Source organism: Stenotrophomonas sp. GSD10 (assembly GCF_056172695.1).
Map to the genome: position 1 here is coordinate 1592318 of NZ_JAOCMC010000002.1, position 20465 is coordinate 1612782.

12 protein-coding genes and 3 pseudogenes are annotated in these 20465 nt (G+C 68.0%); 12 read left to right on the top strand and 3 right to left on the bottom strand.

Annotation, left to right across the window (positions count from 1 at the left end; genetic code table 11):
• The first annotated feature begins 64 nt into the window (after window positions 1–64).
• The 5 genes and pseudogenes from N4G47_RS07690 (at window position 65) to N4G47_RS07710 (ending at window position 11329) form a co-directional block, all read left to right on the top strand.
• Complete coding sequence (locus N4G47_RS07690; RefSeq protein WP_475286253.1) at window positions 65–376, top strand: hypothetical protein; 312 nt, start codon at window positions 65–67, stop codon at window positions 374–376.
• 179 nt (window positions 377–555) lie between these two features.
• A pseudogene (locus tag N4G47_RS07695) lies at window positions 556–1121 on the top strand (TetR/AcrR family transcriptional regulator).
• 349 nt (window positions 1122–1470) lie between these two features.
• Window positions 1471–5403 (top strand): annotated as a pseudogene (locus N4G47_RS07700) (CshA/CshB family fibrillar adhesin-related protein); the annotation flags it as partial.
• 614 nt (window positions 5404–6017) lie between these two features.
• A complete protein-coding gene (locus N4G47_RS07705) occupies window positions 6018–7643 on the top strand; it encodes an OmpA family protein (protein WP_475286255.1) in 1626 nt (541 codons plus the stop codon).
• Window positions 7640–11329 (top strand): TonB-dependent receptor, encoded by a 3690-nt coding sequence (locus N4G47_RS07710; RefSeq protein WP_475286257.1) that lies wholly within the window; start codon window positions 7640–7642, stop codon window positions 11327–11329. The genes N4G47_RS07705 and N4G47_RS07710 overlap by 4 nt, the downstream gene beginning before the upstream one ends.
• A 65-nt stretch (window positions 11330–11394) precedes the next feature.
• Here the strand turns inward: N4G47_RS07710 and N4G47_RS07715 are convergent, their stop codons facing one another.
• Window positions 11395–11754: a response regulator gene (locus N4G47_RS07715; RefSeq protein ID WP_107232384.1), complete on the bottom strand. Its 360-nt coding sequence runs from the start codon at window positions 11752–11754 to the stop codon at window positions 11395–11397.
• The gene (locus N4G47_RS07720) at window positions 11747–12907 is read right to left on the bottom strand and encodes a two-component system sensor histidine kinase NtrB (protein ID WP_475286260.1); all 1161 of its coding nucleotides are present in this window, start codon (window positions 12905–12907) and stop codon (window positions 11747–11749) included. The genes N4G47_RS07715 and N4G47_RS07720 overlap by 8 nt, the downstream gene beginning before the upstream one ends.
• A gap of 151 nt (window positions 12908–13058) precedes the next feature.
• Between N4G47_RS07720 and N4G47_RS07725 the strand changes: the two are divergent.
• The 5 genes and pseudogenes from N4G47_RS07725 to N4G47_RS07745 all read left to right on the top strand — a co-directional run bounded on the left by N4G47_RS07725 (window position 13059) and on the right by N4G47_RS07745 (window position 19200).
• Window positions 13059–16162 (top strand): annotated as a pseudogene (locus N4G47_RS07725) (response regulator).
• Window positions 16159–16983: a CheR family methyltransferase gene (locus tag N4G47_RS07730; RefSeq protein WP_475286262.1), complete on the top strand. Its 825-nt coding sequence runs from the start codon at window positions 16159–16161 to the stop codon at window positions 16981–16983. The pseudogene N4G47_RS07725 and the gene N4G47_RS07730 overlap by 4 nt, the downstream one beginning before the upstream one ends.
• The gene (locus N4G47_RS07735) at window positions 16983–17558 is read left to right on the top strand and encodes a chemotaxis protein CheB (RefSeq protein ID WP_475286264.1); all 576 of its coding nucleotides are present in this window, start codon (window positions 16983–16985) and stop codon (window positions 17556–17558) included. Before N4G47_RS07730 ends, N4G47_RS07735 begins: the two co-directional genes overlap by 1 nt.
• Window positions 17555–18688, top strand: a complete 1134-nt coding sequence (locus N4G47_RS07740; RefSeq protein WP_475286266.1) for a hybrid sensor histidine kinase/response regulator — start codon at window positions 17555–17557, stop codon at window positions 18686–18688. Before N4G47_RS07735 ends, N4G47_RS07740 begins: the two co-directional genes overlap by 4 nt.
• Window positions 18689–18771: 83 nt before the next feature.
• Window positions 18772–19200, top strand: coding sequence for a BLUF domain-containing protein (locus tag N4G47_RS07745; protein WP_475286268.1), 429 nt, complete (start codon window positions 18772–18774; stop codon window positions 19198–19200).
• Window positions 19201–19203: 3 nt separating this feature from the next.
• Here the strand turns inward: N4G47_RS07745 and N4G47_RS07750 are convergent, their stop codons facing one another.
• The gene (locus tag N4G47_RS07750) at window positions 19204–19524 is read right to left on the bottom strand and encodes an ArsR/SmtB family transcription factor (protein ID WP_475286270.1); all 321 of its coding nucleotides are present in this window, start codon (window positions 19522–19524) and stop codon (window positions 19204–19206) included.
• Between the two features lie 44 nt (window positions 19525–19568).
• Here N4G47_RS07750 and N4G47_RS07755 point away from each other — a divergent pair, with 44 nt between their 5' ends.
• Window positions 19569–20048, top strand: a complete 480-nt coding sequence (locus N4G47_RS07755) for a YeeE/YedE family protein (protein ID WP_475289911.1) — start codon at window positions 19569–19571, stop codon at window positions 20046–20048.
• Entirely contained in the window at window positions 20045–20458 is a 414-nt protein-coding gene (locus N4G47_RS07760; protein WP_249844192.1) for a DUF6691 family protein, read from the top strand. The genes N4G47_RS07755 and N4G47_RS07760 overlap by 4 nt, the downstream gene beginning before the upstream one ends.
• Window positions 20459–20465: the final 7 nt, after the last annotated feature.

Below are 20465 nucleotides of genomic sequence, written 5' to 3' on the forward strand. Positions count from 1 at the left end.
TGCCAGCCGGAGGGGCGCCGGGCGTGTGCGGGTAGCCGGCGACGATCAGGTCGCAGTACAGCGATTGCAGCGCCAGATCGGCGCCGCCGAGGTAGTCGGAAACGATGCGCAGCTCGGTGCTGATCTGCAGCGGTTCGGAGGCGTTGCGCAGGTTCTGCATCAACTGCGCGGTGCAGGCGGCGTCGGCGCGTGCCTCATGGTCAAGCGCGGCGGCAATGCCGGCGCCACGGGCGAATCCACTGGCGATGTCGGTTGGGTGCTGGGCGGTGGAGACCGCGACCAGGTGCGCCTGCTGGGCCTGTGCCAGCTGTGCGGCGATGTGCAGGATGCGGTTGCCGGTGTCGCTGGCATCGAACAGCACGGCGATATCGCGTAGCGGGTGCAGCATGGCGTTGTCTCCTTCGATGCCGTGACGCGTTCCCTGGCGTGCACCGACCCGGGTGCACCGGACGCACGTTCGTTGTAGCGCACTAATGATTTAAATGAATCATCTGTGATTCAGTTCATTAATTCATGATTCATGCTAGCGTGAGGCGCCCCTCCTCAGGTACCGCCATGCATGCCGCCTCGCTTCGCTCCCGTCGCGACCTGCACCACGCGCTGGCCGCCACCCTGGTCAGCCATCCGCGTTGCACGCTGAGTGAGCTGGCGCGGGGGCGGGGATCAGCCGCGCCACGTTGTACCGGTTCGCGCCCACCCGCGAAGCGATCGACGAAGCGCTGTTCGCGGCGGGGTTCGAACGTCTGGAGGCGGCGGCCGTTGCGTTCGAGGGCGGTGGCGATGCGCGGCAGGTACTGGAACAGTTCACCGTCGCGCTGCTGGCGGACTGGGAGCTGGTGACCCTGCTGTTTGCCCGGATGATGGAAGAGCAGCAGCGGCACGGGGACCTGCATCTGCTGCCGGCGCGCTGGGCGCCGCTGGGCGAGCGTTTCGAAGCCTTTTTCCTGCGTGGACAGACCGCAGGCGTATTCAATGTCGGCTTTTCCGCCGTGTGGCTGGCCGACTTCTACTGGACCTGCTTCTACGGCATCACCTGGTCGCTGGCCCGCGGCCGGCTGGCTCCGGCCGCGGCGGCGTCCACGTTGCTGGCGTCGTTCCAGCATGGGGCGATGAAGCCCTGAGCCGCAGTCAGGCCTGTCGCTGCTGCCGAATCTGCGTGGCGATTTGCCGGAAAGTGGGGGACGGGTGCCGGAATCGTGCCGAGACGCTCCATCCCCGGTGGCTATAACTGTGGTCGTGGGGCTTGGCGCCAAAGTCCGCAAACTTGAATGTGATGTTCATCACACAATTGTTTGTAATGTGTTATCTTCGTCACAGAAATAGGTGCCTGACCAACGGGGTCCAGGGACGAAAGTGATTGCCACGGAGCCGGCAGGACACGCAATCGGGTGTGCCGCCGTCCCGCGGAATTCGTCGCTGGCCGCCCACTGACCATCGGCCCGGCATGGGCCGACGACGGGGAAATCAACCATGTGGCAGTCGACGACGTCGCGCGCAAGCGCGGGCGGTGAACGCGTTCATCCCGAAAATGGTGCCCGGACGGGCCGATCCAGCCGCTGGCTGGCTACGAGCCTGCTGGCGCTGGTGTCGCTGCTGGCGCCCTCGCTGGCCTGGGCGGCGGCCTACGCCACCGGCGGCAGCAGCCCTTATCGCAATACGGTGCTGTGGCTGACCTGGGGCGGTGGTGCCAATGGGGTGAACAACGTCGTGCTCAACGATGGCGCGACCTCGTCGATCGACATGCCGGTCGCAGCCGGGGTGAACCTGCGCGTCGATTGCCGTCTGAACACGGCCGAGACCAACGTGCTGCGCAGCTATCGCCCCGGCAACTTCGGCGGCGACAGCCTCGACGATCTGTACAACATCGGTGGCACCGGTACCAGCAACCAGCTGATTGCCGGCATCGCCCGCGCCAGTGGCACCTCCAGCTTCAGCATCACCTGTACCTCGACCCTCGGTGGTGCGCCGTACCGCCTGCGCGGCGTGGTGATGGCCGACGCCGAGTCGATCAACAACAGCGGTGAATTCGTCGAGGCCAGCGCGCAGGGCACCTGGAACGTGGTCGAGGTCCGCAAGAACCTGGCCAACGCCACGCCCTATCTGGTGAACAAGTCGACCAGCGGCGCCAACCAGGTGATCCGTTTCGGCCCCGGCAACGACGACAACACCGCGGCGGTCACCTTCCTCAGTTTCGACAACGCCGCACACGCGCCGGGCAACCTGGCGGTGAACATGGGCTTCTCGATGCGCGGCGGCGGCACCACCGCCATCGCCATCGGCCTGCTGGTGCCGTATGCCGACTTCGGCGATGCGCCGTCCAGCTATGGCGACGCCATGCACGTGGTGGACGACCTGCAGTTCCGCTCCGACGGCATTCCGGCCGGCGCCAGCAACTTCAACATCAACACCGCCGGCTACACGCCCGGTGGCCTGGCACCGCCGTTGACCGATTTCCTCGGCAGCCTGGGCCCTGATACCGAGCAGCGCAGCAGCTACAGCGCCGATGCACTGGGCGACGACAACTCGCCGCTGGCCGGCAGCCGCGAGGAAGACGGGTGGCCAACGAGCTACCGCCTGACCGTGATGCAGGCCGGTACGCTGATCAACCAGCCGGTGGCCTGCGTGGGCAACGGCAGCGTGGCCGGCTGGATCGACTTCAACCGCAATGGCCAGTTCGACACCAACGAGCGCAGCAACACTGCGTTGTGCAGTGGCGGCCAGGCCAACCTGAGCTGGACCGTGCCGGCCGCGGTGAGTGCCGGCACCAGCTACGTGCGACTGCGTTACGCCACCCTGGCCACGCAGATCCAGAACCCGACCGGTGTGGCCGATGATGGCGAAGTGGAAGACCACCGGGTCACCATCACCGCGCCGTCGCTGAAGGTGGTCAAGGGCAACAATGCCACCGGCGGCGTCTGGAACTATGGCCAGGCCGGTACCTCCTACACGCTGACGGTGAGCAACACCACCGATGTGCCGACCGGCAATCCGCCGAATGTGCCGGCCGCAGCCATCGTAGTGCGCGACCAGCTGCCGGCCGGCATCGTGCCGAACTGGACGGGCACCCATGTGAGCGGCAGCTGGAGTTGTACCGCCAGTGGCCAGGATGTGACCTGTACCAGCAGCCAGGTGCTGGCCGCCGCGGGTAGCCCCGGCTCCAGCTCGGCCTTCACCCTGCCGGTGACCGTCACCGCCGCTGCCACCGGTGTGCTGACCAACCATGCCAGCGTGGGCGGCGGCCACGACCCGTTCAACAACGGCACGCCGCCGGCGCCGGGTGTGGGCTGCACCGATGCCGACCACTGCACGCGCAGCGACGTCACCGTGCCGGTGACGCGCGTGAGCTACGCCAAGCGTTCGAACACCGCCGGTCCGGTCGCAGTGGGCGCGACGGTCAGCTACACGGTGGATGTCACCGTGGCCGACGGCAACACCCGCGATGTGCTGACCCTGACCGACACCCTGGGCACCGGCCTGGATTTCGCCAGCGTCAGCAGCCCGGGTGCATTCACCTGCAATGCCGCCAATCCGCTGGTATGCACGTTGCCGGCCGGCACCGCACCGGGCACCTACAGCCTGAGCTACACGGCCACGGTCAACGCGCAGGCCAGCGGGCAGGTGGTCAACACCGTGGTCGGCACCGGTACCGACACGCCCACCTGCAGCAGCAGCTGCACCACCACCACGCCGGTGGCGGTGCCACGCATCTCGGTGTCCAAGGCCAGCAGCACCGCCGGTCCGGTTGCCATCGGTGACAGCGTCGCCTACACGGTAACCGTGCTGGTAGCCGACTCGCGCACCACGGCGGTGACCACGCTGACCGATACGCTGGGCACCGGCCTGGACTTCGGCAGCGTCACCAGCGCCGGCAGCTTCAGCTGCGTGCCGGGCAATCCGCTGGTCTGCACGCTGCCGGCCGGTACCGTGCCAGGCAGTTATGCGTTCTCCTACACCGGCGTGGTCAATGTGCAGGCCAGCGGCCAGGTGCGCAACGCGGTGGTGCCCAGCGGCACCGACAACCCGACCTGCGTGGGTGCGTGCGATACCACCACGCCGATGGCCAGCGCGCAGGTGGTCTACGCCAAGCAGGCCTCCACCGGCGGCCCGGTGCGGGTGGGTGACCGCATCGACTACACCCTGACGGCAACGGTGACGCGCGCGCGCACCAGCGCCGTGGTCACGCTGACCGATACCCTGGGCAGTGGCCTGGACTTCGCTGGTGTCAGCAGCGCGGGCAGCTTCACTTGCAACGCCGCCAATCCACTGGTGTGCACGCTGCCGGCCGGCACCGTGCCGGGCACCTACAGCCTCACCTATGGCGCCACCGTGAACGCACAGGCCAGCGGCAGCGTGCGCAACGCTGTGCTTGGCAGTGGCACCGACAACCCGTCGTGCAGCGTGAACTGCGATACCACCACGCCGGTGGCGACGCCGGGCGTGAGCTATGCCAAGTCGGTGAACAGCACGGGCCCGGTCGCGGTGGGTGATCGGCTGACCTATACCCTGACCACGGTGGTGACCAACTCGCGCACCACCGATGTGGTGACCCTGACCGATACCCTGGGCACCGGCCTCGACTTTGGCGCGGTCACCAGCGCGGGCGCCTACACCTGCAACGCCGCCAATCCGCTGGTGTGCACCCTGCCGGCCGGGACCGTGCCGGGCAGCTACAGCCTGTCCTACACCGCCGTGGTGAACGCGCAGGCCACTGGCCAGGTCACCAACGCCGTACTCGGCAGCGGTGGCGACAACCCCTCGTGTACCGCCAACTGCGGTACCACCACGCCGGTGACCGGCAGTGCCATCGATTACCGCAAGACCTCGGCGGCGGCCGGTGCGGTGAAGGTGGGCGACAGCATCGCCTATACGCTCACCGCGGTGGTCAGCAACTCGCGCACCACCGCGGTATTCACCCTGACCGACACCATGGGCACCGGCCTGGACTTCGGTGCGGTGACCGCCAGCCAGGGCTTCAGCTGCAATGCGGCCAACCCGCTGGTGTGCACGCTGCCGGCCGGCACCGTGCCTGGCACCTACACGGTGAACTACACCGCCACAGTGAACGCCCAGGCCAAGGGCAGCGTCAGCAATGCCGTGCTCGGCAGTGGCACCGGCATCAACACCTGCACCAGCAACTGCGGCACCACCACGCCGGTGCTGGCGGCAGTGGTGACCTACCGCAAGCAGTCGAGCACCGTGGCCCCGGTCGATATCGGCGATGCGGTGGACTACACGGTGGAAGTGACCGTGGCCAATTCGCAGACCGCCGATGTGGTCACCCTGACCGATACGCTCGGCCGTGGCCTGGACCTGCAGGCGGTCACCCAGCCCGGTCCGTTCACCTGCAACGGCGCCAACCCGCTGGTGTGCACGCTGCCGGCCGCAACGGCCCCGGGCACTTACACGTTGGGGTATCGCGCGGTGGTCAATGCGCAGGCCAGCGGCAGTGTCCGCAATGCGGTGCTGGGCAGTGGCGGTGACACGCCGACCTGCAGCGGCGACTGCAGCACCGAGCACGCACTGGCCGACCCGCGCGTCGTGCTGGAGAAGCTGTCCGGTCCGGCCAGCGGTGCCGAAGTACGGCCGGGCGATCGCCTGCGCTACACGCTGGTGGCCACCGTCGAGCGGGCAGCGCTGCGCCAGCCACTGCAGCTGGTGGATACCCCGGACGCAGGCCTGAGCGTCGAGAGCCTGCCGGCGGGCTGTGCACAGCAGGGCGCGGACATCGTCTGCACCGTGCCCAGCGGAACCCCGGTGGGTCGCCACGAATACGTCTACCAGGCCATCGTCAACCAGGAAGCCCGCACCGAAGTGCTGAACCGGCTGCGGGGCCAGTATCCGGACGGCTCGCCGCCGCCGGAATGCACCACCTGCGAGACGCGCCACAAGGTGGTGTCCGACTTTGCGCTGCGCATCACCAAGACGGCCAACCCGCGCCGGGTGAAGGTGGGCGACCTGGTGCGCTACCAGCTGGTGGTGGAGAACGTGGGGGCAGCCACTGGCGCGATGGCGTGGTGGTGGACACGCCGCCGCCGGGCTTCAGCTACGTGGATGGCTCGATGCGGGTGGCCGACGATGACGGGGCGTTCGCCCTGGCCAGCAGCCAGTCGCCGTTGCGCATCGGCGCGGTGGATATTGCTGTGGGCCGCAGCGCGACCATCACCTACCTGCTGCGGGTGGGCGCTGGCGTGCGTGCCGGTACCCATGTGAACCAGGCCGTGGCGACGGCGGAAGACGGAAGCCCCGTGTCGAACGTGGCCACCGCCGAAGTGGCGATGGACGCCGACCCGTTGCTGGAAGACAGCCTGGTGTTCGGTACCGTGTTCGATGATCGCGACGGCGACGGCTGGCAGGACAGCGCCGAGCTGACCGGGGTGCGCGTGCAGGGTGGCTTCGCCGCGTCGGCCTATGTGCCGGGCTCGACCACGCTGGAACGCGGCGAGGGTCCGCAACCGGTGGCCGACGCCAGTGCGCCGTTGCTGCATGGCGTCCAGATCGGCGTGGTGCATGGCCGCGCGTCGACCTCCGACACGGCCGAAATGCACCAGGTGGTGCTGCGCCAGCGCTTGCGCGAGCTGACGTTTACCGATGACTTCGTGCTGGAAAGCGCGCAGGGCCATCGCCTGCGGATGGATGCACAGGGCGCCACGCGTGTGGAGCGCAGTGGCGAGGCCGGCAAGGGCCTGACCGCCGCCGAACCGAGCGTGCGCCGCGAGATCGCCCGCGTCGCCGAGGGCTACGAGGTGGCCTATGTGATCGGCAACGACGGTATCCAGGAGCAGGGCATCCCCGGCGTGCGCCTGGCTACGGTGGAAGGCCTGCTGGTGGAGACCGATCCGTTCGGCCGCTATCACCTGGCCGACGTACACGGAGGTGACGCGCGCCTGGGCCGCAACTTCATCATCAAGCTGGATCCGGCGACGTTGCCGGGCGGTGCCGAGCTGACCACCGAGAATCCGCTGCTGCGGCGGGTGACGCAGGGCGTGCCGACCCGCTTCAGCTTCGGCGTGCGCCTGCCGCCGTCGCCGCAGGCCGCCGCCGAGCGCATGGAGATCGCATTGGGCGAGGTGCTGTTTGCGCCGGACAGCAGCGAGCTGCAGGCCAGCTATCGCCCGGTGCTGAAGAAGATGGCCGAGGTGGTGGACCGCTATCAGGGCGGCGACGTGGTGATCGCTGCCAATGGCGAGAGCCAGGCACTGGCCTTTGCCCGCGCCGCAGCGGTACGCGATGCACTGCAGGCCGAGGTGGCCGAGAGCGCGCGCGCTGGCCTGACCGTGCAGCTGCGCACCGACGTGCGTGATCCGCACTCGCTGCTGGCCGGTGTGGATGCCGGTGGCGCGCTGCTGGGCAACGTGCTGTTCGACACCGACAAGGCCACCGTGCGTGAGGAGTTCAAGCCGTTGCTGGCCGCCATCGCCGCACGCCTGGAGGCGCTGGGTGGTGGCCAGGTCAGCCTGGTCGGCCACACTGATGTGCGCGGCAGCCACGCCTACAACCAGGCACTGGGCCTGCGACGTGCCAACGCCGTGTTCGAGGCGCTGCGCAGCCAGCTCAGTCCCGCCGTGCAGCAACGCCTGCGCGTACGCAACGAGGAGAGCGCCGCCACCCGTGCGGCCGCCCGCCAACAGGAGGCCCGCCGATGAGCGCGCATCACTCTGCCGCCCGCCGCGCGGCCCGCCTGCCGCGCGCTGCCCTGTACCAGGCGCTGTTGCTGGGCTTGGCCGCGACGGCCCAGGCGGCCCCGCCGGCTGCCGAGCCGACGCCGATCCGCTGTGACGGCACCCAGTGCGATGCCCAGGGCGAACTGTTGTTCAGCCTGCGCTCGCGCAGCTATGACGAACCCGTCACCGAGGACACCTCGGCGCGTTCCGGCTCGCAGGCGCTGCAGCCGGATCGCCGGGTCAGCCTGGCCATCGATGAGCCGGGAAAGGCCACCGTGCGCGGTGAGTTCATGATCCGCCTGCCGGAAGGTGGTGCGATCTGGGCCACCGAGGATCCGGCGATGGGCCAGCCCGAGTTGTCGGTGTCGGCGCCGGGCATGGTCGCCTTCGATGAAGGCCGCATCGTGCGGCCGGTCGAGTTCTACGTGCGCGGCAACTACACCGCCTTCATCCAGCGACTGGAAGTCAGCGTCTACCGCGGCAGCGACACGGATCGTGTGGCAGCACTGGCGACCTTCGAGCTGCCGGTGGCGGCGGTGTCGCAGGGGTACTGGGACGGGACGATGCCAGCGTCGACGCCGCTGCGTCGGGGTGATCGCCTCGTCTTTGTGCTGCGTGCCTTCGACGCTGATGGCAACGTGGATGAAACCACCGCGCAGTCGATGCAGCTGGTGACGCCGGCGGAGTTCGAGCGTGGCAACCAGCAGTTGCGTGACGCGCTGGAAGACCGTCGCGGCACCTCGGTGGACGCCAACCAGGCCGCGTCGCTGTCGTTGCTGCAGCAGGTGTTCGACGGCAATGGCCTGCGCCAGCAGAACATTCCGGTGTACGGCTCGCGGGTCCGCCTGCGTGGTCGCGACCTGCCGCTGGGTGCCGCACTGAAGATCAACGGCGACAGCTACCCACTGGACCAGGACCGCAAGTTCGCCGCCGAGTACCTGATGCCGATCGGCCACCACGCCTTCGACGTGCGTGTGGAGCGGCCGGACGCCCCGGCCATCGCGCGTACGCTGGAGGTTGATGTCAGTGGCCAGTACCTGTTCGGTGTCGGCCTGGCCGACATCACCGTGTACCAGAACAAGGCCAGCGGGGCAGGGCAGGACCTGGCCCGTGGCGAGCGCAATGACGATGTGCTCAGCGATGGCCGCCTGGCGTTCTACCTGAAGGCCAAGACGCGCGGCCGCTACCTGTTGACCGCGCAGGCCGACACCCAGAACCGTCCGCTGGACGAGCTGTTCACCGGTTTCACCACCGCCGACCCGCGCGACCTGTTCCGCAGCCTGGACCCGGACCTGTATTACCCGACCTATGGCGACGACTCGCTGACCCAGCGCGACGTGGACAGCATGGGCCGCTTCTACCTGCGCATGGACTGGGACAAGAACCAGGCGTTGTGGGGTAACTACAACACCGGCCTGACCGGCACCGAGTACGCGCAGTACGTGCGCTCGCTGTACGGTGCGGCACTGTCGTGGCGTTCGCGTGGTGCCAACGCCTGGGGCGATGCGCGCAGTGAGCTGCGCCTGTTCGGCTCTCAGGCCGAAACGGCGCCGGGCCACAGCGAGTTCATTGGTACCGGCGGCAGCCTGTACTACCTGCGCCACGCCAGCATTCTCAGCGGCTCGGACCAGGTGGTGCTGGAAATCCGTGACCGCACCACCGGCCGCGTGGAGCAGCGTGTGCCGATGGTGCGTGGTGCCGACTACGAGATCGACGCCCTGCAGGGCCGCATCCTGCTGACCCGGCCGCTGGCCCAGGTCAGCCGCGAGAACCTGCGCCGGATCAGTCGCGACGTGCCACTGGACGGCTATGAGCAGCGCTTGATCGTGGACTACGAGTGGGTGCCGACCGGCTTCGACAGCGACGACATCACCGCCGGCGTGCGCGGCAAGCACTGGTTCGGCGATCACGTGGCCGTCGGCGCTACCTACGTGGACGAGCAGCGCTCCGGTCAGGACTATTCGCTGAAGGGCGCGGACCTGACCCTGCAGGCCGGCCGTGGCACCTACCTGAAGGTGGAACACAGCCGCAGTGAAGCCACCAGTGCACCGGTGTTCTTCTCCGACAACGGCGGCCTGAGCTTCAGCCGCCTCAATCCGGAAGGGCCGCGCGAAGGCGAGGCGACTGCGGTGGAGGCGCGCATCAACCTGCGTGAACTGGGCTGGACCCAGCGCGACTGGAGCGCCGGGGCCTGGTGGCGCCAGGTCGATGGCGGCTATTCGGTGGGGCGCTTCGACACCGGCCAGCGCGTGCGCGAGCAGGGTGCCGAGCTGCTGGGATACGTGACCGACGACTTCAGCCTGTACGCCCGCTACAGCGAGGCCCGTCGTGGCAGCGAGTCGCTGATCCAGGCGCAGGCCACCGCCGAGTGGCGGATCGGCGAGAACGATCGCCTGTCGGCCGAACTGCGTCGCGTGCAGGAAGACCGTGGTACCGGCGGCAACGTGGCCGGTGTGCTGGCCGCCGCCCGCTACACGCACCGCATCGGCACCTCGCTGGACGTGTACGGTGGAGGCCAGCTGACCGTGGATGATGACCATGGCCGCTATGCCGACAACGATGCGGTGGTGGCCGGTGGTACCTGGACCTTCGCCAACCTGTCCACCGTCGGTGCCGAGGTGAGCGATGGTGACCGTGGCACCGCCGCGCAGGTCAACGCCGAGTACCGGCTGACTCCGCAGCACAGCTTCTATGGTGCGTTCACCCAGTCCACCGACCGCAGCGAGTACGACCCGTTGTTCAGCCCGAACGCACAGGATGGCTGGACGCTGGGCCAGCGCTGGCGCCTGTCCGATCAGGTCAATGTGTTCAATGAGAGCCAGTTCCTCAAATCCGGGCAGGACTCCGGACTGGCGCACACCTTCGGCATGGATTTCTACCCGGCGGTGGGGTGGAATGCCGGCTTCACTCTCAGCGACGGCAAGCTCGATTCCAGCAGTGGCCAGGTGGACCGCAAGGCGGTGAGCCTGTCCGGCGGGCGGACCTCGCCCGGCACCGAATGGCAGAGCAAGCTGGAATGGCGCCGCGATACCGGTGCCGAACGACGCACGCAGTGGGTCAGCACCAACCGCCTGAGCCATCGTCTCAACGACAGCTGGCGGATCGCTGCGCGCTTCAACTACGCCGACACCGATGATGCGATCAACCCGGTGGCAGGGGCGCGCTTCATCGAAGGCAACCTGGGCTTCGCTTACCGCCCGTGGGACAACGACCGCTGGGCGTTGTTCGGTCGCTACAGCTACCTGTATGACCTGTCCACGATGGGCCAGGTCAATGGCGTGGACTACGACCAGCGCACCCAGGTGCTGTCGCTGGAAGGTGTCTACCGCATCGACCAGCGCTGGGAAGTGGCGGCCAAGGCGGCGCGCCGCGAGGGCGAGGTGCGCTATGGGCGCGGCACCGGGCCGTGGTTCGATTCGGCCACCAACTTTGCTTCGGGCCAGCTGCGCTACGACCTGTACTACCAGTGGCATGGCCTGTTGGAGTATCGCCTGCTGGACGTGCGCGATGGCGGTCGCCGGCAGGGCTGGCTGGCCGGTGTCGATCGCGATATCGGGCGCAACTTCCGCGTCGGTGTGGGCTACAACTTCACCGATTTCAGCGATGACCTGACCCGGTTCGACTACACCCATCGCGGGTGGTACCTGAACCTGGTGGGGCGCTATTGATGAGGGCAGCCGAGCGTGGGCTCGGCGCTACAGGAGCGAGATGCCGGGCCAGGCCCGGCGGCAGGTCATTCCTGCTTCAGCAGCTGCACCAGCTGGCGCAGGCGGTAGGGCTTGGGCAGGAATTCCACCTGCTCGGGCAGCGGTGGCAGCTGCGAACGCGCATAGCCGGACGACAGGATCATCCGCGCCTGTGGCTGTTCACGGGCGACGTGCTCGCTCAGCTCGATGCCGGACATGCCGTTGGGCATGCTGATGTCACTGAACACCACATCGAAACGCGCTTCGCCCTTCAGCAGCGCAGCCGCTTCATGGGCATCGGCGGTCGTGGACACGTCGATGCCGAAGTCGCGCAGGGCCAGGCCGATCATCTCGCGCAGATCGGTCTGGTCCTCCACCATCAATACGCGGATCGGGTCATCAGTCATCGGCAGGGTCCTCTATTGCAGGGAGCAGCAGGCTGACCGTGGTGCCGACACCGGGCGTGGTGGACACGTCGACGAAGCCGCCGCTCTGGGTGGTGAATCCGAACACCTGGCTCAGGCCCAGACCGCTGCCCTTGCCGATGTCCTTGGTGGTGAAGAAGGGTTCGGTTGCGCGCTCGGCGATGTCGGCAGCCATGCCATGGCCCTCGTCACAGACGCTGAGGGTGACATAGCCACGTTGCAACGTGCTGTCCGCATCCGGGTCGAGCCGATGCTCCAGTGCGGTGGCCACCAGGATGCGGCCGCCATCGAGGGTGGCTTCCACTGCATTGGCCACCAGATTGCTCAGCGCGGTCTGCAGCTGCATCGCGTCGGTGCTCACCGCGGGCAGGCCGGGCGTCAGCCGCAGGTCCAGCACCACCGTGGGCGGACAGGCGCGCTGCAGGTCCGGCAGCCAGTGCTGCAGCCGTGCGTTGAGGTCCACCGGCTCGCGGATCAGGGTCTGCCCGGTGCTGAAGGCCAGCAGCTGGCGGGTCAGCAGCGCGCCGCGGTCGGTAGCGGCCTGCGCCGCATCCAGCAGTTCGGCCGCGCGCCTGTCGTCGCTGCCTACGCGCATGGCCAGCAGATCCAGCGCATTGCCGATGGTGGTCAGCAGGTTGTTGAACTCGTGCGACAGCCCCCGGCTGAGCCGGCCGACCGTCTCGAACTGCTGGGTGTTGCGCAGCGCACGCTGGGCATCGCGCAGCAGCCGTTGTGCCTGCCATTGCTCGGTGATGTCACGGGTGATCTTGACGAAACCGAGCAGCTCGCCGGCTTCAACCACCGGCTCGATGACGATGCTGGCGCGGAACGAGGAACCGTCGCGGCGCAGGCGCCAGCCCTCGCTGGCGTGGTGGCCATGCTGCGCGGCAAGGCGCAGCAGGCGCTGTGGTTCGCCGGACTCGCGATCGGCCGGCAGGTAGAAGCGGCCGAAATGGGTGCCGATGACTTCGTCGGCTGAATAGCCCTTGATGCGCTCGGCGCCCGGATTCCAGCTGCACACCATGCCCTGCGGATCAAGCAGGTACAGCGCATGGTCGCGCACGCTGTCGATCAGCAGTCGCAGTTGTCGGGAAGGGTCCGTCAGCACGGACGTCGTAGAAGCGGCTGCGTCCACGTGGAAATGAGCATTACCCCAGGGAGGGACGTGAAGCTAGGCAGTGCAGTGTGAAGAGTGCGTGCAGGCGTGGCACGTGCCATTCGTCCTGTGCGGCTGAATGCGACACGGAGTACCATCACCCACCCTTTGACCTCTGGAACCGACCCGCATGCGTCCTGGTGCAACCACGCGTGACCGCTGGATCTGGATGACGTCCACCGTATTGCTGGCGGCGACCATCGCGCTGGAGCTGGTGGTGCCACTGGGCTACGCGGTGTGGCTGGCCTACTTCCTTGCCGTGGGCGTGATGGTGTTCCAGCGCAGTGCGCGGGCGCCGTTCATCGTGGCCGTGCTGGCCTGCATGCTGCTGATCGTCGGCTACAACATCGCGCCGGCCAGCTCCAATTCCGCGTTCTCGTTCGTCAACCGCAGCATTGGTGGCGGCGCGTTCCTGATGATCGCGCTGATCGTCTCCCGCGCCATCCAGGCACGCCGCGAGGCGATGCGCGCGTTGTGGCTGCAGGAGGCCGAGAACGCCGTGGCGATGAGCCTGCGTGGCGACCTGGGGCCGGAGCAGATCGCCGAAGCGGCGGCGACCAGCCTGGGCGCGCAGCTGCAGGCCGAGGTCGGTGCGGTATACCGCCTGGAGGGTGGGCGGCTGCAGCTTACCGGCGGCCTGGCGTTGCCGTCGGGCATGCCGGCATCGCTGGCCCTGCAGGAAGGCGTGGCCGGGCAGGTGGCCCGCGACGGGCGCATCCGCCATCTGCAGGGGGGCGAGGCGACGGTGCTTGAACTGCAGACCAGCCTGGGGCGGCTGCCGGTGCGCGAGCGCCTCCTGGCGCCGATCAGCAGTGATGGCAGCGCGGTCGGCATCATCGAGCTGGGCCGGACCCGTGCCGGTGAGCAGCCGCGCCTGGATGTCGAACTGCTGGAACGTTGTGCCGAGACCATCGGCATGGCACTGCGGGCTTCGCTGCTGCGTGCACAGCTGGTGGTGCTGCTGGAGGAGTCGCAGCGCCAGGGTGAGGAGCTGCAGGCCCAGCAGGAAGAGCTGCGCGTGGCCAACGAGGAGCTGGAAGAGCAGAGCCGCAGCCTGCTGCAGTCGCAGAGCCATCTGGAAGAGCAGCAGGCCGAGCTGGAGCAGAGCAACGTCCAGCTGGAAGAGCGCACCCATGAGCTGGAGGCGCAGAAGCAGGCGCTGCTGGTGGCGCAGGGCCAGCTGGTGCGCAACAGCAACGAGCTGGCCGCCACCTCGCGCTACAAGTCCGAGTTCCTGGCCAACATGTCGCACGAGCTGCGTACGCCGCTGAACAGCTCGCTGATCCTGGCCAAGCTGCTGGCCGACAACAAGGACGGCACGCTGACCGAAGAGCAGGTCAAGTACGCACGCGCGATCCTGTCCTCGAACAACGACCTGCTGGCGCTGATCAACGACATCCTGGACCTGTCGCGCATCGAAGCGGGCCATGTCGAACTGGCCGATGAAGTGGTGGTGGTGGACAGCGTGCTGCAACGCCTGCGCGAAACCTTTGAGCCGATGGCGCGGCAGAAGGGCCTGGCGCTGCAGATCGAGGCCGACGCGCTGGCGCCAAGCCAGCTGGTGGCCGACAACCAGCGCCTGCAGCAGATCCTGAAGAATCTGCTGGCCAATGCACTGAAATTCACCGAACACGGCAAGGTCAGCCTGCACGTGCGCGCCGCCGGCGACGGCCGCATCCGCTTCGAGGTCTGCGATACCGGTATCGGTATCGCCCGCGAGCAGTTGCAGGTCATTTTCGAGGCTTTCCGCCAGGCCGATGGCAGCACCCGGCGCCGCTACGGCGGCACCGGGCTGGGGCTGTCGATCTCGCGTGATCTGGCCGAGCGCATGGGCGGTGCCATCCGGGTCGACAGCGAGCCGGGGCGCGGCAGTTGCTTCATCCTGGAGTTGCCGTTGCAGGGGCACCGGCGGCAGCGGAGCCGGGCACCGCCGAAGCTGCCAGCGTGGCGCCGGCCGTGGCGGTTCCCGCGATCGCGCCGGTTGCCGCCGCTGCAGCGGCTCCGGCTCCGGTCGCGACGGTGGCAGGCGTCGCCGATGATCGTGGCCGCCGCCAGCGTGCTGGCCGGCTGATCCTGGCCGTGGAGGACGATGCCACCTTCGCCGAAGCGCTGGTAGCGCTGGCCCACGAACTCGATTTCGACTGCGTGGTGGCCGGCACGGCGGAAGAGGCGCTGGTGCTGGCCGCCGATCTGCGCCCGAATGGCATCCTGCTCGACATCGGCCTGCCCGATGTGTCCGGACTGAGCGTGCTGGAGCGCCTCAAGCGCAATCCGGAAACCCGCCATATCCCGGTACATGTGGTTTCGGCGATGGACCGCAGCCAGGTCGCGCGCGAACTGGGCGCGATTGGTTTTGCGATCAAGCCGACCACGCGCGAACGCCTTGTGTCGGCCATCGAGCAGCTGGAGCAGACCAGTCAGCGTGACGTGCGGCGCCTGCTGATCGTCGAGGACGACAACGAGCTGCGCCACAACCTGGAACTGCTGCTGGGTCGCGAGCAGTTGCAGATTGTCGCGGTGGGCACCCTGGCCGGTGCGCTGGAGCAGCTCAGCTCGGTCACCTTCGACTGCATGGTGATGGACCTGTCGCTGCCCGACGGCAGCGGCTACGACCTGCTCGAGCACATGGCCGGCAATGATGATGTCGGCTTCCCGCCGGTGATCGTCTACACCGGCCGCGCGCTCAGCCGCGAGGAAGAACAGCGCCTGCGCCGCTACTCGAAGAGCATCATCATCAAGGGCGCACGTTCGCCCGAGCGCCTGCTGGACGAGGTCACCCTGTTCCTGCACAGCGTGGAAGCCAGCCTGCCCAGCGACCAGCAGCGCCTGCTGCGCGAAGCACGTCGGCGCGACACCGTGTTGGACGGACGCACCGTGCTGCTGGCCGAAGACGATGTACGCAACATTTTCGCGCTGTCCAGCGTGCTTGAACCGCTGGGCGTGACTCTGGAGATCGCCCGCAATGGCCAGGAGGCGGTGGATCGCCTGGCCGAGCGTGAGGTCGACCTGGTGCTGATGGACATCATGATGCCGGAGAAGGACGGGCTGGCCGCGATGCGCGAGATCCGCGCGCAGCGCCACCTGCAGGACCTGCCGATCATCGCGCTGACCGCCAAGGCCATGCCGGACGATCGCGAACGCTGCCTGCAGGCCGGCGCCAACGATTACATCGCCAAACCCATCGACGTGGACAAGCTGGTTTCGCTGTGCCGGGTCTGGTGCTCGCGGCAATGAACGATCAGGCGCTGTTCGACCTGGAACTGAAGGTCCTGCTGGAGGCGATCTACCAGCGCTACCACTACGACTTCCGCAGCTACGCGGTGTCATCGCTGCGGCGGCGCATGCGCCAGGCCATGCAGCGCTACGAGTGCGCACGCCTGGCCGACCTGCAGCATCGCCTGCTGCACGAGCCGGAGCTGTTCGCCCAGGCGATGCAGTTCTTCACCGTGCAGGTGTCGGAGATGTTCCGAGATCCGGCCTACTTCCGCGAACTGCGCGAGCAGGTGGTGCCGGTGCTGCGTACCTATCCCTCGGTGAAGCTGTGGGTAGCCGGTTGCAGCACGGGTGAGGAGGTCTGGTCGCTGACGATTCTGCTGCACGAGGAAGGCTTGCTTGAACGCAGCATCGTCTATGCCACCGACATCAATCCCTCGGCGCTGGCCAGCGCCGAGGCAGGCGCCTATGGCATCGACCGCATGGCCCAGTTCAGCCGCAATTACCTGGCTGCCGGTGGTACCGCATCGCTGTCGGACTATTACGCCACCGCGTACGACGGCGCCGTGTTCGATCGCCAGCTGCGGCGCAATGTGGTGTTCGCCGACCACAGCCTGGCCACCGACACCGTGTTTTCCGAAGTGCACCTGGTGTCGTGCCGCAATGTGCTGATCTACTTCAACCGCGATCTGCAGGACCGTGCCGTTGGCCTGTTCCGCGAGGCGCTGGTGCATCGCGGCTTCCTTGGCCTGGGCAGCAAGGAGTCGTTGCAGTTCGGTCGCCACCACGAGGCGTTCGAGGTCTGCTCGCGCGAACACCGCCTGTATCGGAAGGTTGCGTGATGACCATGAGCAGGCGGCCTGGGTTGCTGGTAATCGGCGCATCCGCAGGCGGGGTGGCTGCCCTGCAGTCGGTGCTCGGTGCGCTGCCCGCAACGTTTCCCGCGCCGGTGTTGGCGGTGCTGCATCTGCCACGCGATCGCTCCAGCCGCATTGCCGAAGTGCTGGCGCCCTGCTGTGCGCTGCCTGTGCGCGAGGCGGAGGACAAGCAGCCACTGCAGCCGGGAACCGTCACCTTCGCCCCGCCGGACTACCATCTGCTGGTGGAAGACGCTGCCTCGGTGGCGCTGTCGGTTGACGCGCCGGTGCTGTATTCGCGCCCGGCCATCGACCCGCTGTTCGAATCGGCTGCTGCGGTGTTTGGCCCGCAGGTACTGGCCCTGCTGCTGACCGGGGCCAGCAGCGACGGCAGCGAAGGCGTGGCTGCGGTACGCGCTGCCGGTGGCCATGCCTGGCTGCAATGTCCCGAGGAGGCCGAGGCATCCATGATGCCGGCCTCCGCCCTGCAGCACGCCGGCGCCGATGCCGTGCTGCCCCTTGAACTGATGTGCCGTCGCCTGAAGGAGTTTTCCGCATGAACCTGCTGCCACCGGACCCTGCGCAATCGCAGACCCCGGTCAACCTGCTGATCGTCGATGACGTGCCGCAGAACCTGGTAGCCATGCAGGCGCTGCTGCAGCGCGAGGGCGTGAATCTGCTGCTGGCCGGCTCGGGCGCACAGGCGCTGGAGCTTCTGCTGGAACATGAGGTGGCGTTGGCGTTGCTGGACGTGCATATGCCGGAGATCGACGGCTTCACCCTGGCCGAACTGATGCGGGGTTCGCACCGCAGCCGCACCATCCCGATCATCTTCCTGACCGCCTCGCCGGATGACCCGGTGCGCGCCTTCAAGGGCTATGAGACCGGCGCGGTGGATTTCCTGCACAAGCCGGTGGCGCCGCAGGTGATCCTGAGCAAGGTCAATGTCTTCATCGAGCTGTACCAGCAGCGGCAGCTGCTGAAGGCGCGCAACGAGGCACTGGAGCGCGCACTCAAGCTCAACGAGACCATGGCGGCGGTGCTGACCCACGACCTGCGCACGCCGCTGTCGGCGATCCTGTTGTGCGCCGACAAGCTGGCGCTGGATCTGCCTGCCGACAACATCGGCGCCCGCCAGACCCTGGCCCACCTGGAGGCCAGTACGCTGCGCATGGCGCGGATGGTGGAGCAGCTGCTGGACTTCTCGCGGATCCGCAGCGGCGGCCTGCGCCTGCAGGCGAGCAGCTGCGATCTGGGCGATGTGGCGCGTGCGGTGGTGGCCGAAGCCGGCAGCGCACATGGCCACTCACGGATCCGCCTGGACATGCACGGTGATACCGCCCTGCAGGGCGATTTCGATCGCCTCGGCCAGGTCGCGGCCAACCTGGTCGGCAATGCGCTGACCCATGGCAGCGAGGCGAGGGTGGAGGTGGATGGCCGCGATGCGCGCAACGTGCTGCTGCGGGTGAGCAATGCCGGGCACATCGATGAAGCCCTGCTGCCACGCCTGTTCGAACCGTTCAAGGCCAGCTTCCATCCCAGCAACGGGTTGGGCCTGGGTCTGTACATCGTCGATCAGTTCGTACGTGCCCACGGCGGGCGCATCCAGGCCCGCAACGAGGCCGGGCAGGTGGTGTTCGAGGCGCGGCTGCCCCGACGCTGCGACGGTCCGGGCGTCGCCGCAAACTGAATTCTTCAGCAAGCGTGAACCGGTTCTGAGACGGGCTCGTCCGTAACTGCTACCGTGGCTTCACCTCCTGCCAGGGAAGCGCCATGCCTCTGCGCGCCATCGCCTACGTCAGCCAGGCGTCGCCGGACCTGTCACCCGAACGGCTGGATGCATTGGTCGAAGACGCTGCGCGCTTCAACAAGCTGGCCGGGGTGACGGGTGTGCTGCTGCATGACGGCGGTCGCTTCCTGCAGTACATCGAAGGGCCGCCGGATGGCATCGATTCGGTGTACGAACGCATCCTGCAGGCGGGCAGCCATATCGACATCGTGGAGCTGGCGCGCGGGCGCCTGGGCCAGCGCCAGTTTCCCTATTGGGCGATGCGCGCACTGGCGGTGGACGCGATGCTGCTGCGCCAGCTCTCATCCAGCGACTGGTCCGGGTTTACCCGCGCCCTGCAGGGCGACCGTTCCGCGCCCACCCCGGTGGACCTGCTCGACACCGTCGTGCAGCCGGTGCTGCACGCCGTCTGAGCGTCAGCGTGGCGGGCCGCCGCAGTAGGCGGCGTGCAATGCCTGCAGTACGCCCAGTGCCGGGCCTTCGACCATCCGGTAGTGGATCGATTGTGCCTGGCGCCGCGTCGCCACGATGTCCAGTGCGCGCAGCACCGCCAGATGCTGCGACAGCGCCGATGCGCTCAGCCCGGTCAACGCCTGCAGTTCCGGTACCGGCGCTTCGCCTTCCACCAGCCGGCACAGCACCTGCAAACGCGCCGGGTGGGCCAGGCTCTTGAGCAGGGCGGCCGCATGCTCGGCATGTTCGGCCATCGCGGTGGTGTCGAGCGGGGCGCGGGCCATGGTTGACCTTGTGGTTTGGATGACGCTAATTTAGCGAAAGCTAAATTAAGCGGCAATCGAATGCGCACAACGTACGAGGGCAGGGCATGAACGTGCCGTGGGCGGCACTGGCCGGTGGCGGGCTGATCGGGCTGGCTGCGGTGCTGTTGCTGGCGACCACCGGCCGCGTGGCCGGCATCAGCGGGATCGCGGCCGGCACGCTGCGCCCCGCGCGGGGCGAGCGCGGTTGGCGCTGGGCCTTCCTGCTCGGTCTGCTGCTGGCAGCGGGCGCAGTGCTGTGGTGGCAGGCGGCGCCCGGGCAGCCGGCGCGCGCGCTGATCCGCGATGCGCTGCCAGCCTGGCAGCTGGTCGGCGCGGGCCTTCTGGTCGGCTTCGGGACCCGGCTGGGCAGTGGCTGCACCAGTGGACACGGCGTGTGCGGCATGGCGCGAGGTTCGCGCCGATCATTGGCCGCGGTGCTGGTGTTCATGGGCTGCGCGATGCTGACCACCTTCGTGATCCGTCACGGCGGAGCCATCGCATGAGCCGCGCGATCTGGGCCGCAGGCCTGTCCGGCGCGCTGTTCGGCGCAGGGCTGGCGCTGGCCGGCATGACCGACCCGCGCCGGGTGCTCGGCTTCCTCGACGTTGCTGGCGACTTCGATCCCACCCTGGCCTGGGTGCTGGGCGCGGCCGTGCTGGTCAGCGCGCTGGGCCAGCGCTGGGTGCTGCGGCGTACGCAGCCGCTGTTCGCCACGGGTTTCCAGCGGCCCGCGCTGACCGGCGTCGATGCGCGTCTGCTGCTGGGCGCGGCCCTGTTCGGCATCGGCTGGGGCTGGGCGGGCTACTGCCCGGGGCCGGCCCTTGCCGGGCTGGCTGTGGGGTCGCGTGAAGCGCTGTGGTTCGTGCCCGCCATGCTGGCAGGCTTCTGGCTGCACGCGCGGGTCACGCGCTGAGCTTTCA